The sequence below is a fragment of the Shewanella canadensis genome (genome assembly GCF_003966225.1).
Classification (GTDB): Bacteria; Pseudomonadota; Gammaproteobacteria; order Enterobacterales; family Shewanellaceae; genus Shewanella; species Shewanella canadensis.
This window is the reverse complement of the sequence record NZ_RXNU01000002.1, coordinates 230,898-243,606: the sequence shown is the minus strand read 5'-3', so window position 1 is coordinate 243,606 and position 12,709 is coordinate 230,898. Positions and strand designations below refer to the sequence as shown.

Genomic DNA, 12,709 nt, shown 5'->3' with positions numbered 1-12,709 from the left:
ACCTCTTCTGTTTAAACCTTAGTGAATAGAGTAATCCTTTGTCTTGCATTCATTTTTACACTTAAATTAGAATTATCTGTTGCTAAGTGACTGTTGGTTAGTACAAAATTTGTCCAGTATTTTTTATTGTTTGTTATGCTTAATAATAGGGCTCGAAAAATGGAATGGCTGAGCCGGAACAAAGGAGGCGATAAACCTGACTCGGTAGGCAGTGTGATGGTCAACTTACAGATTAAACAAAAAATGACACTGGGATTGTTAGTCCCGTTAATTCTATTAATCAGCATCTGCGTTTTAGCAGTCAACATGATGGAGGAGATTGAACTTGGCGTTGTAAGCATATACAACGACAGGGTCGTGCCTCTTGAAGACCTTAAGATTATCGGGGATGACTACGCGGTCTCGGTTATCGATGCGGTCAACAAGGCCAATGCCGGAATGTTCAGCGCCGCAGAAGCCAGTCGTGCAATGACAGACTCCAGCCGAAATATCAGTGAGAAGTGGGATGGCTACATGGCGACAACCTTGACCGAAGAGGAGGGCAGGTTAGCTAAGGAAGCCAATCGATTATTCACCCCGGCCAATCAAGAAATCTCTCGGCTTGTTAATAAGCTCAACGGCATGCAAGGTGCGCCTACGGGTCAGTTGAATGATGATATCGCGCCTCTCTATGATGTGATAGATCCTATCAGCGGAAAAATTGCCGAGCTGGTCAGCCTTCAGTTAAGGGTCGCGGGTGAGGAGAAAGACAGGGTCGATGAAATTTACGTATCTTCTGTGAAGATTTTTATCGTCTTGACGCTGATCGCCATAGTGGCGAGTGTCTTGATCGGGCTCTGGGTGACCAATGCCGTGATGCGTCCCATAGATAATATTGTCACCACACTCAATACCGTCCGGGTCGATTCTGATCTGACCGTTAAATTTAAGACCTTTAACGACGATGAACTGGGGCAGATCTCGACTAACCTGACACTGGTGATTGAGCATCTGCGTGGCATTCTTAACTCTATCGCGCTCGCCGCCAATACCGTCGGAGATTCGACTGTAAAGTTGAGTGAGTTTACTCAGCAGACCAATGACAGAATGCATCAGCAGCAATCGGAAACGGAGCAGACTGCAGCGGCGATGAATGAGATGACGGCAACCGTTGCCGAAGTCGCCCAGAGTGCGACTAATGCCGCCGATTCCGCAAAAGATGCTGAAGGCAATGCGACTAAAGGTAATGGTATCGTTCAGCAATCGGTTTCCAGCATGTCTCTGCTCTCTAAGCAGATAGATCAGACCTCTGAGGTGATCACCCATCTGGCCAGTGAGAGTCAAAATATCGGTAGTGTTTTGGATGTGATTAAGGGCATTGCCGAGCAGACAAACCTGTTGGCGTTAAATGCTGCCATCGAGGCGGCCCGTGCCGGTGAACAGGGACGAGGCTTCGCTGTGGTGGCCGATGAGGTGAGAACCTTGGCACAGAGAACCCAGGAATCGACTCAAGAAATTGAATCTATGATCGATGGTTTACAAAAAGGAGTTCAGGAAGCCGTAGGCGCCATGAAGGTTGGTACAGAGCAGGTTTATGATGCTAATGAGAAGGCGAACATGGCCGGTGAAGCGCTTAATGAGATTGTACTCTCCGTCGATAATATCAGTAACATGAATACTCAGATCGCCACCGCAGCCGAAGAGCAAAGTAGTGTCGCCGAAGACATAAACCGAAGTATCATTGCCATCAGTGATATCGCGCAGACCTCTACCATGGCGGCGCAAGAGCTGACGAGTTCGGTGGAAGAGCTATCCAGCCTGTCGGAAAGTATGCGTGAACAGGTGAGCCAATTTAAGCTCTAGGGCTTTAGACTCTAGGGCAGCTGACCGCTATCAAGTCGAGACGGAACCTTTACCTAAGGTAAGGGTTCTCTCTTTTTTGCTTAAATTGTCATTCGTTGCTTGAAGCCGATACTCGCGCTACAGCTAAAAACTTGAACCCGGTTGTGACAAAAATTCCAACTCGACCGCTGTCGATGCTCGTCCTAGGATCTCGTTCCTGTGAGGGTATCTACCGAAGCGATCGATTATGACTTTATGGCGACGTTCGAACTCCAGGTTCCCCTTGGCCGATTCCCGGCTAAACAAGATCATCGCAACCTCGTGGATGCGAGGGGATTCACTGTGCATATAGGGCATAAACAGAAAAGGGATCTGTTTGCCTTTAAGCTCGCTATCGATATTTAGTGCCACAGCCTCTTGGGCTAAGGTCAGTGCTATGGGATCGGCGGCGAACGCCTCTGGTGTATCACGATAGATGTTGCGGCAGAATTGATCCAGCACGATGATCTCGGCGAGCCGCCCTTCAGGTGTCGTGCGCCAGTGGTATAGCTCTCCTCGTTTGGCCTGTTCGACCAATTCGCTAAAACGATCCCTAAGCAAGCAATCGAACTGGGTGTCTTTCACCCACCAAAGTTTTGGATCGATCTCTTCAAACCAGAAGTTAATGATGGTATCGGGGGTCATATTAATAATGCTTTGACTATTAACTTGATTGCTGGTGTTCAATGTCTGACTCTCCTTGGCTGGCACGAACCGTAACCGACATAAGAAAGTTTCCCCTTCCTGTCGATTGCGATATGGCTACTTAATTACTGGTGTTCATTGTTTTCTGTTACTGACAATAATTTAGCAATTTAAGTTTAGGCTATTCAAGCGCTTGTTTGTTTTTTTATATCGAGTGTTTCCATATACCAATTAGTATTAGATCCAGTTCGTATGATCTTTGGCTGTTATCGCTAATGCCCGTTCGGCGATACCTCTGGCATCATCCAAGGGCATATAGGGGATGGTCAGGGCTCCGCTGGCAAGTCCCAGTTCCAGGCTGGCCAGCTGTTTTCGTTTTTGGCTTGGTGATTGGGTAATGGCTACATGTTGGACTTTTTTCAATGCGATAAGATGCCAGGTCTGTCCGAGCATACCGGTATGGACCCAGCAATCATCTCCCTGATGCAGATAACCCCATTGTCGGCATCTCAAATAGAGGCCAATCACAAAGCAGATGGCCGCAAACCATAACAGGTCAGTGAAGGGGTTCAGACCTAGAAATAAGGTATTTACCATGGGGATGAGTAGCGGCAAAAAGCCTCGACGCCAAAACCAACCAAGATGGATCCGAGAGTAGGAGTGAGGAAGCCTCGAACTCATAGAGACTAATCCCGACAGTTTAGGCATTAATGCTTCGATGGCCTCTCTTGTCATGCTGGGGACCAGCATATGCTTCTTTGCGACCTGCTCAACTTCGGTTCCTTTGACTTGCTTGAAGTTAATTGTCCATAGCTTGAGAAAGCGTCCGATAACGGGCTGAGTAAAGCGTATGGCCTGTATTCTATGTTGTGTCAGAGCATCGTTTTGCTTAGCTATTATCCCGCCGGTTCTATGCAGTGTATCTCCACTTAAACTCAGCCGATAGGGATAATACTTGAGTACGGATGCCGCCATAGAGATTAATGAAAGTAACAGATAAAAGCCGATAATTAGTGAGCTGGCGAAGAGAAACTGGAGCAGCATATTGACGGCGATGGCTTGCTCATACCAATGCATCACACCCAGGGCTTGGTCGGTATTTGCCAGCGCTTCCCAATCAAACTGACCGATAATAGGGCCTGCGATAATGGCAAACCAAAATAGATTATTTTGATAGAAGCCGAACAGTAATAGTGACTTCATTCTTTTCAATACCAAGGGGGCTTGGTTATTCGTCTGACTCGCCTCTTTCCCGGTTTGATTTGACGTTGAGTGCTGGTGTGTTTCGGTCCTGCTGTCTGACCCTGAATCGAAAGAGTGTTGTGGGTTAACCAGTCGCTGTTTGAGTTCAATGGCTTGTTGGTAACTGACCGCGGCTAACACGGCTTCATCTTTCTTCGACCCCGCAGTTTCAACCACTAAACTATAGAGGCCCATCGGCCTGAAGTAGAGGGGCTGTTCCAGGCGGATGTTTTGAATTTTGCTTAGGGGAATTTCATGAGCCTTCTTAAAAATGAGTCCTTGGCGTATACCAAACTTGTCATCGAACAGGCGATAGCGAAACATGGCCCAGTCTATAATAGCGCTGGTGAGAATAAGTAAGCATACACCGACAAAGCCAATGAGCATCCAGGGAGAATCAAACCCCTGCTTCCAACCTGTATAGACGAAAGGCACCATGGCGTAGCCGTTCGTGACCAGAATACGAATGGTGCTAAAGGTAAAGCTCACGATCGACCATGGAGACAGGCCCTTCCACTGAGGGAGTAACGGACTCATATTATTGCTCTGCCCCGTCGACTGTGGGCTCCTCTCGTTTCACCTCTTCTTCATTCACCTCCTTCTCATTCACGATAGCAGTGGTTTTGATGGCGATTGCCGCCATGCTGAGCAGGTGTTGTCTGAGCTTTTCTGCGGTCTTACTTTCTAACCCGGGCAGTTCGATCTCTGCACTGCCGCTTCCGGCGCTAAAGCATTTCAGGGTCCGCAGGTAAAACTTTCGCTCTAGCGGGCCTTGAGACAGGCTGATATGTTGCAGTCGGGTATAGGGGAGTGAGATCCGCTTTACCCAAATGATCCCGGTCTGCATCACGAGTTCATGGGGACAGACCGCATAACCTATTGCCTTGGCATTGAGGTACCTAAGCCAAGTGATAGCCGAGCCTATCAGTAATAGAGCGGGAATGACGATTGCCGCGATGGGCAGGGGAATGGTCGCGACAAAAATGAGAAATACCGACAAGATAGAGATAAAGGTTATTGAAATGGCCGCCGTTTCAATGAGTATTTGTGTGTAATGGCGCGGCTCAACCGGCGACAATGGGATTTGGTCGAAGCTTTGCCACTGCTCCTGAGGCTGTGGCCTGTGGTCTAATAGACCGTGCTCTAATGAATAGGGATCTAATGGCTCACTCTTTAAATTAGAGATCTCATCGACAGAGTCAATCGAGGGCGTCAGATCCGTAATCACCGCAGAATCTCCTTCCAGAGCTGGCTCTTTCATTGAGGTATAGGCTTTGGTATCAAGTAAATTGTCTTTTATTTCAGGCGTTTCATGGGGCATGTGCCAGTATCCGTTTCTGGTTTTTTATTCATTTTCGAATATCACTATATCAAGAAGAGGTTATCTTTCTCTATAGACTGACATATTTCACAACAATTTCACTCTGTGGTATTTTTATAGGGGCTATACCTACTAGTATTCGTTATTGATAATTGATTTATTTAAATAAAAGGTGCCGATTTGGACATTGAAGTTTCAAAACAGAAAAAAGCATTTCTACGAAAGCTATACCTTGCGCATCATATCGATAGTGAGCAACATAACCTGTTGTCTTTGAATAAGTTAACAGGTATGCCAAGACGAACGCTTCAAGACGCTATTGCAGCGCTTTCGGACATAGGTATCGAGTGTCAGTTTATCCAGGACGGCGAGCGCAATAACGCCGGGCATTATCGTATCAAGACCTGGGGACCCATCAGCAGCGCCTGGGTAGATACTCACCTGGATAAGATCACCGAAATCTTGGCTTGATAAAGCCTCGAGCTACGAGTTTTGACATTCTCCATGTAGGAGCTGCTTTAGCCGCGAATGTTCAAAAGCTACTACGAGCTGCGAGCTTGATATAACCAATGTAGGAGCGGCTTTAGCCGCGAACCTTTCAGGGCTTGAATCTTGTTAACTCTTGGTTGTCGTCCTGAACTGGTTTCAGGATCCAGCTTTTTATTTTAGTGCTTTAATCTTTTACCTTTTACCTTTTACCCTATAGCCATCTTTTTCTATCTTGAGGATTCTTGCTTTATAGCCATCCTGCTTTATAGCCTACATTGACTACTCTCAGCCCCGGCACCTTAGCCTTTTCATTTTTAATAAAAATTTAAGCTACTCCTGCTAGAGTCCGCCGGCTGCGGAAGAGGCCGGAGTTTAGCTTTTTGTTTCTCGAGTCATCCTTATACCGATTGGTATTTTACCTCTGCTGCTCCCATTAGTTTTTCAACCCTTTTTATATAACCAAATACCAATGTAGAGGAGAGTGCCGTGCTGGCAAACGTTTCTGGCATACAGGACAAACTTAAGCTGATTGACAACAGCAAGGCCTTTCAGGGCTTCGTGATTTTCGTGATCATAGTGTCAGCCTTGTCGATCGGTGCACACACCTATCATCTGCCATCTTGGATGGAGAAGAGTCTGGTGGTGCTGGATGTGGGTATTACCCTGTTCTTTGCCATCGAAATTGTGATTCGATTCTTAGCGAGTGATGGCCCTAAGAAGTTTTTCAGTAATGGCTGGAATATTTTCGATACCCTGATTGTGATTGGCAGTTTAATCCCCGCTGGTGGAGCTGGAATTCTCATCGCCCGTTTGTTGCGCATCTTCAGGGTGCTACGACTAGTCTCTATGATCCCAGAGCTGAGAATGTTGGTGAATGCGCTTCTGAAGGCAATTCCGCGCATGGGTTATATCGCCTTGCTGATGTTTGTGATCTTCTATATCTATGGTGCTATCGGCAGCATGTTGTTCGCCCATATCAATGACTTTCTCTGGGGCGATGTATCGGTCGCTATGCTAACCCTGTTTAGGGTGTCGACGTTCGAATCATGGACCTCTGTAATGTATGAAACCATGACGGTCTATCCGCTGAGTTGGATCTATTATCTTAGCTTTATCTTCCTGACAGCCTTCGTATTTCTGAACATGATGGTGGGTGCTGTACTCGATGTGATGACCCAGGAAACGCAAGCGATGCGAGCGGAAGAAGAAGCTGATGAGGCGAAAAACTTGGCTGCAGTCGCTGAGCCTTTAGAGGATAGCGAAAAACCTGCCAGCGCCGCCGATGTGGTGGAGCTTAAAGCGCAGATAGCAGAGCTCAAAGGCTTGCTGGTTCAAAATGCGCAAAGTGCGCAGAGGGCGGGATAAGCTTAGTAGCAAAGTTCCTAGGATCTAGAACCTAGGAACTCGCTTCCTGTGTTTTAGCCTTATCTTTGACTCGTGACTTGATGCTATCTCTCACTTCAAATTCTTATTTTAAACTCTTACTTCAAGAGATAGAACCCGATAAACCCAATCCAGCTGACAACCAGTAATCCCCAGGGCAGCAGCTGGACGTTTGATTTGGTCTCAATCTCTGCCGTATCGCTGTCTAGCGCTTCTGCTGCGCGTGCCTTGGTTTTAATCTCCTGCTTGCGGGACTTGTCTCTGTCTCTGGCCTTACTTTTCTGCTGTTTCTTGTATTCCGCTATCCCTTTCTCAATGCCTAAGGCGATAAGCTTAGTCTGTTCCTTAGCCTGCCCAGGCTTCTGAGTGGCTTTTGCAACTTTCATCGCCTCGTTTTGGGTTTCGTTCGAGATGTTCTTTGCCATAAGGTTTATTGCTTGCTCTGAATTAGTATCGATTCTGAATTAGTATCGATTCTGAATGAGAGAAGACTATATACTTTAATTAGGATAAGTTCAGTCAAACGACACTCATTTTTTGATACAAACAAAACCGACTTTCATATACGGGTTTTGATATTCTCTCTTTATTCGAAGAGCTTGTTAAATGAACGGGTTCGATAAACTAATTCCAAGCGCTTATTCGAAGCACTTTTTCAATGAGCGAGTTAGATAAACTTATTCTATCTATTTTAGTTGTTGCTCCAAGTAAGGAACACCCATTGAGTCAAGATACGACCTCGGCTTCACCCATGACCGCTAGCTCAAAACAGAGTACGCCGCTCTCTTCAGGTTCCTACGTAGCCAGAAGGCCGGTGTTACCTTGGATCGGCGCCTTTCTTCGCCCCTATAAGTTACGAGTCATCGCGGCCATTATCTTCTTGTTTATCGGATCGCTGGCTTGGCTTTCACTTGGCCAAGGGGTTCGCCTGATGGTCGATGAAGGCTTCTTGCAGGATAACGGCGACCGGCTCAATGAGATCATTTTTCTGGTGATCGGTATCACCGCCATAAGCAGCTCCGCCATCTTCTGCCGCTTCTATCTGATGACCTGGCTCGGTGAACGGGTGAGCGCCGATATACGCTTGAAGGTCTACGACCACCTGCTAAAACTATCTCCGGGCTTCTATGCCAGATTGCGGACCGGAGAGGTGATATCTCGATTCACCGCCGATTCAACCTTGTTGCAGTCGGTCGTTGGTTCGAGTCTCTCCATGGCCCTACGCGCGAGCGTTACCGTTGTAGGGGGCATAGTGATGATGGCCATCACCAGCCTTAAATTGACCGGACTGGTATTGTTGGCTGTCCCTATGGTGTTAGGTCCCATCTTCTTTTTTGGCCGCAAGGTGAGGGACCTGTCCCGTCAGAGTCAGGACCGGGTCGGTGATTTAGGGGCCTATGTCGATGAGACCCTGCACGAGATCCATACGGTGCAAGCCTATACCCATGAAGATCGTGATAGAGCCCTGTTTAGTGATCGCGTCGAAGCGGTAATGGACGCGGCAAAGGGGCGAATTAGATACCGCTCTATTTTAATCGCATTAGTGATGTTTCTCAGCATACTCGCAATCGCCCTGGTCACCTGGGTCGGGGCTCAGGATGTCATGACCGGGAGTATATCCGGTGGTGAACTGTCGGCCTTTATGTTCTATGCGGTGATGGTAGCGGGGTCGGTGGCGACCATCAGTGAGGTTATCGGTGAGATCCAACGAGCCGCCGGCGCTTCTGAGCGCTTGATAGAGTTAGTCGAAACGCCTATCGACATTCCAACCGTTGCCGAACCTAAGGCTTTACCTGAACCCGTGACGGGTGAACTCACCCTTAAACAGGTGCGTTTCTCCTACCCAAATATTCAGGAAAATGGTGACTCAATTGTGAGTGATTCTCAGGTCATACGCGGGCTGGATATCGAGATAAAATCCGGCGAACGAGTGGCGCTGGTGGGCGCGAGTGGTGCCGGAAAGAGTACTCTGTTTGAGCTGTTACAGCGCTTTTATCGGCTCGATAGTGGCACTATCGAGCTCGATGGCATCGATATCGCGATGCTGGCCCCTCAGACGCTGCGCCAACAGTACGCATTAGTCCCGCAAGAGTCGGTCATCTTTGCCACCAGTGTGCTGGAAAATGTGCGCTATGGCAGATTGGACGCGAGTGAGGAGGAGGTCATCGAGGCCTGTATCGCCGCACGCGCTGATGAGTTTATTCAGGATTTCAGCGAGGGTTATCAAACCTATCTGGGTGAGCGGGGGGTCAGGTTATCGGGTGGGCAGAAACAACGAATCGCCATCGCCAGAGCCATCTTAGCCGACAGGCCTATCCTGCTGCTGGATGAGGCTACCAGTGCACTCGATGTGATCAGCGAGCAGAAGGTTAAGCAAGCCCTGGATAGCTTGATGGCAAGCAAGACGACCTTGATTATTGCCCATCGGCTGGCAACCGTGCTCAATGCGGATCGTATTTTAGTGTTAGACAAGGGGCTGTTAATCGGCAGTGGCACTCATCAGGAGTTGATGGCCTCGAGTGAGCTGTATCGCGAGTTTGCCAGCCTGCAGCTGATCACCGAGACTGTATAGCTAGGAGCTAGGAGTGTAGGAGCGGCTTTAGCCGCGAAGGCTCAGAAGCTCTGTGTTAAGAGTCACGGGGTACGAGCGAGCGTAATGGGCCGATATGAATGAGGAGGATTGGATGCCAAAACTACTAAAACGGGTTTTTACCTCGGTGATTATCTCTATTGTCATCTATCTGGGGATAGCCTTTGGGCTTACCTACTTTGGTGACCTGAAAGAAGAGGCTGTAAAACCTGAGACTGTAAATCAAGAGAGGGCAGAAAAGCAGGAACATGTTGTGAGCAGAGGCATCGATTTTTCTGAGATGAAGCTCGACTATGCCGATATGCCGCCACTGCAAAGCTATGGCACAAGAGGGGAGGGCCAACTTCAATATCGGTATTACTCTTCCGATTCCGATAAGGTGTTAATTTTACTCCATGGCTCCGGCTGGCACAGTCAGCAGTTTTATCCGCTGGCCAAATTTATCAGTGAGCAGGGCTTGGCTCAGGTCTATACACCGGATCTGCGCGGGCATGGCGTCAATCCGCAGAGACGTGGCGATATCGATTATATCGGCCAGTTCGAAGATGACCTTGCCGATCTGATTATCGGGATAAAACAGGACTCACCCGAGTCTAGCATCATCATGGGCGGGCACTCATCGGGTGGAGGCTTAGCGATACGCTTCGCTGGTGGACAGTACGGAGAACAAGCCGATGCTTACCTGCTGCTTGCGCCATTCATTTTTTATAATGCGCCGACGACAAGGCCTAATGCGGGCGGCTGGGCAACCCCCTATACGGCCAGAATTATTGGTTTGAGCATGCTCAATAACATCGGCATCCATAGTTTCGATAATTTAATCAGTATCGAGTTTAATATGCCTCAGGCCTTTCGAAACGGCACCGAAACTTTAGCCTACTCGTTCCGTCTCAATACCTCGTTCGCCCCACGGGATTACGAAGCCGATCTTAGTGCGATATATCAGCCATTGTTAGTGTTGGCGGGCACTGCCGATGAAACCATGTTTGCAGAGAAATATCAGCCTGTGATTGTGCAATCGACTCCCGATAATAAACAAGTGCAGGTAACGTTAATACCGGGTATCAGTCATATGGGAGTGGTGGTTAGCCCGGATGTCAGGCCTGAAATTAAGGCCTGGATTGAAGGACTGTAGAGGTGATGTAGGAGCTGCTTTAGCTGCGATCTTGGATTTTCATCTTATCTCTCAGCTAAAACCGTCCCAATTCCCGGCTAAAGCCGGTCCTACTTTCTCAACTCCCTTCGAAGGATCTTACCCACGGTAGATTTTGGCAGAATAGGCACAAACTCGACTATCTTAGGGATCTTATAAGCGGTTAACTGCTCGCGGCAGTAGGCCAAAATGGTTGATTCCACCTCGGTGGTGTCTGCCTCATTATTGGCGAGTACGATGACGGCTTTCACCGCTTCACCACTGCGTTCGCTGTCTATGCCAACAACGGCACATTCGAGTACGGCGTCATGGCTGGCCAGGACCTCCTCCACTTCGTTAGGGTAGACGTTAAAACCGGAGACTATGATCATGTCTTTCTTACGGTCGACGATCTTATGAAAACCGTCTACCGTCTCTATGGCGATATCGCCGGTTTTAAAGAAGCCATCTTTGGTCATCACATTTGCGGTGTCGCCCGGTTTGTTCCAATAGCGGCTCATCACCTGGGGGCCTCTTACTGCCAGCTCACCACGTTCACCCAATGGCACTTCGTTGTCATCGTTATCGAGGATCTTTACCTCAGTTCCAAGCACAGGCTTACCGATGGTGCCCAGCTGTTCATGTCCGGGAGCATTGAGTGAGACGACCGGTGATGTTTCAGATAAGCCGTAGCCTTCGGAGATGGTGCATCCCGTGGTTTGTTGCCAGACATTGGCCGCGGCCTGTGTCAGGGCGGTTCCGCCGGAGATGGTGATCTTCAGATGACTGAAGTCTAACGCCTTAAATTCAGGCTGATGGCATAGGCCGACGAAGAGGGTGTTGAGACCAGCAAAGCCGGTAAATGGATATTTAGAGAGGGTAGCGATTAACGAGGAGATATCTCTCGGGTTGGGGATCAATACCGAGCAGCAGCCACGCTCGAAATAGAGCACCAGATTCACCATGAAAGCATAGATATGATAGACGGGAAGCGGCGCGACAAATATCTCTTCGCCCTCTACAAGTTTTTCCCCTAAACGAGATTTAATCTGCATCGCGTTGGCGATTAAGTTGCTGTGGCTCAGCATGGCGCCCTTAGATAGCCCGGTCGTGCCTCCTGTATACTGTAGCGCCGCCAGATCATCGATATGACTGGTGACCCGGTTAAATGGTGATTGCTCCCCTATTGCCAATACGTCATTAAACAGCTTGGTGTCGAAGGGCACCTCTGGTTGCGCCTGAGGGGATATCAGATCTAAGGCATGGGTGGAGATCACGGTTTCGATGCAAGTATTGGCGACAACATTGGTGAGTGTAGGCAGTAGATCGGAAAGGATAACCACAGCCTTAGCACCACTATCATTAAATTGATGGGTCAGCTCTCGCTCTGTGTACAAGGGGTTGGTGTTAACCAGCACCATGCCGGCCCTGATGGTACCGTAGGCGGCGATAACGAACTGGGTAATATTTGGCAGCTGTATCGCGACGCGGTCGCCCGTTTCCAACCCGGTATGATTTTGCAGGTAAGCGGCAAAATAGCGTGAGTCGCGCTCAATTTCAGAAAAAGAGGTGTGATGCCCAAGGCAGGCATAGGCAGTCTTGTCACCGTATCGGGTGGCGGCCTGCTCAATCAGGTCGATAAGAGAGGTGTATTGTGTGAGGTCAAGTTTCACATCTGAATCATATGCCATAGGTACTGCCCTTGTTCAATAAATTGAATACTCGTTGATCTGAATGTTTAGTTGTTTTTTATTTTTATAGAATTAAACAGGCGTTTAGATTAGTGCTAAAAACAGTCACAGGTCAATCAAAAATGAGAAATAGATCACATTAATTTTAAAGGCTATCATCTTGTTAAAATTAGGGTTTATACTCTAGTTACTATTTTAGGTAGCGACTTTTTCCATCTGCCGCCTCGTTATTAACAGATGATTTTTATCACTCTTTTTAGCCTTTTTTTGATGGTAAGGTTATGAAAAAGCCCCGTTTAGTTTGTGGTTTTTTATCGAGTTTATTTGCGATTTTTCAGATTAGATTCGGAGCTTTG

General features: G+C 48.0%; 10 protein-coding genes. 5 read left to right on the top strand and 5 right to left on the bottom strand.

The window, feature by feature from the left end:
• The first annotated feature begins 216 nt into the window (after positions 1–216).
• On the top strand, positions 217–1,842 hold the full coding sequence (locus EKG38_RS04600; protein WP_126519387.1) for a methyl-accepting chemotaxis protein: 1,626 nt from the start codon (positions 217–219) through the stop codon (positions 1,840–1,842).
• 123 nt (positions 1,843–1,965) lie between these two features.
• Here the strand turns inward: EKG38_RS04600 and EKG38_RS04595 are convergent, their stop codons facing one another.
• The 3 genes from EKG38_RS04595 to EKG38_RS04585 all read right to left on the bottom strand — a co-directional run bounded on the left by EKG38_RS04595 (position 1,966) and on the right by EKG38_RS04585 (position 5,068).
• Positions 1,966–2,505: a DUF924 family protein gene (locus EKG38_RS04595; RefSeq protein WP_126519386.1), complete on the bottom strand. Its 540-nt coding sequence runs from the start codon at positions 2,503–2,505 to the stop codon at positions 1,966–1,968.
• 237 nt (positions 2,506–2,742) lie between these two features.
• The gene (locus EKG38_RS04590) at positions 2,743–4,284 is read right to left on the bottom strand and encodes a PH domain-containing protein (RefSeq protein ID WP_126519045.1); all 1,542 of its coding nucleotides are present in this window, start codon (positions 4,282–4,284) and stop codon (positions 2,743–2,745) included.
• Position 4,285: 1 nt separating this feature from the next.
• Positions 4,286–5,068 carry a PH domain-containing protein gene (locus tag EKG38_RS04585; RefSeq protein WP_246033086.1) on the bottom strand — a complete coding sequence of 261 codons (783 nt, stop codon included), beginning with the start codon at positions 5,066–5,068 and terminating at the stop codon, positions 4,286–4,288.
• Positions 5,069–5,248: 180 nt separating this feature from the next.
• Between EKG38_RS04585 and EKG38_RS04580 the strand changes: the two genes are divergently transcribed.
• Together EKG38_RS04580 and EKG38_RS04575 are read left to right on the top strand one after the other, a co-directional pair.
• Positions 5,249–5,539: a winged helix-turn-helix domain-containing protein gene (locus EKG38_RS04580; RefSeq protein WP_126519043.1), complete on the top strand. Its 291-nt coding sequence runs from the start codon at positions 5,249–5,251 to the stop codon at positions 5,537–5,539.
• Between the two features lie 504 nt (positions 5,540–6,043).
• A complete protein-coding gene (locus EKG38_RS04575) occupies positions 6,044–6,922 on the top strand; it encodes an ion transporter (RefSeq protein WP_126519041.1) in 879 nt (292 codons plus the stop codon).
• Between the two features lie 116 nt (positions 6,923–7,038).
• Here EKG38_RS04575 and EKG38_RS04570 read toward each other — a convergent pair whose 3' ends face one another.
• Complete coding sequence (locus EKG38_RS04570) at positions 7,039–7,365, bottom strand: DUF2956 domain-containing protein (protein WP_126519040.1); 327 nt, start codon at positions 7,363–7,365, stop codon at positions 7,039–7,041.
• A gap of 326 nt (positions 7,366–7,691) precedes the next feature.
• On the opposite strand from EKG38_RS04570, the gene EKG38_RS04565 reads away from it, so the two are divergent.
• Positions 7,692–9,512, top strand: a complete 1,821-nt coding sequence (locus tag EKG38_RS04565; RefSeq protein ID WP_246033103.1) for an ABC transporter transmembrane domain-containing protein — start codon at positions 7,692–7,694, stop codon at positions 9,510–9,512.
• A 112-nt stretch (positions 9,513–9,624) separates the two neighbouring features.
• A complete protein-coding gene (locus EKG38_RS04560) occupies positions 9,625–10,665 on the top strand; it encodes an alpha/beta hydrolase (RefSeq protein WP_126519038.1) in 1,041 nt (346 codons plus the stop codon).
• Positions 10,666–10,754: 89 nt separating this feature from the next.
• Here EKG38_RS04560 and EKG38_RS04555 read toward each other — a convergent pair whose 3' ends face one another.
• A complete protein-coding gene (locus EKG38_RS04555) occupies positions 10,755–12,353 on the bottom strand; it encodes an AMP-binding protein (RefSeq protein ID WP_126519037.1) in 1,599 nt (532 codons plus the stop codon).
• Positions 12,354–12,709: the final 356 nt, after the last annotated feature.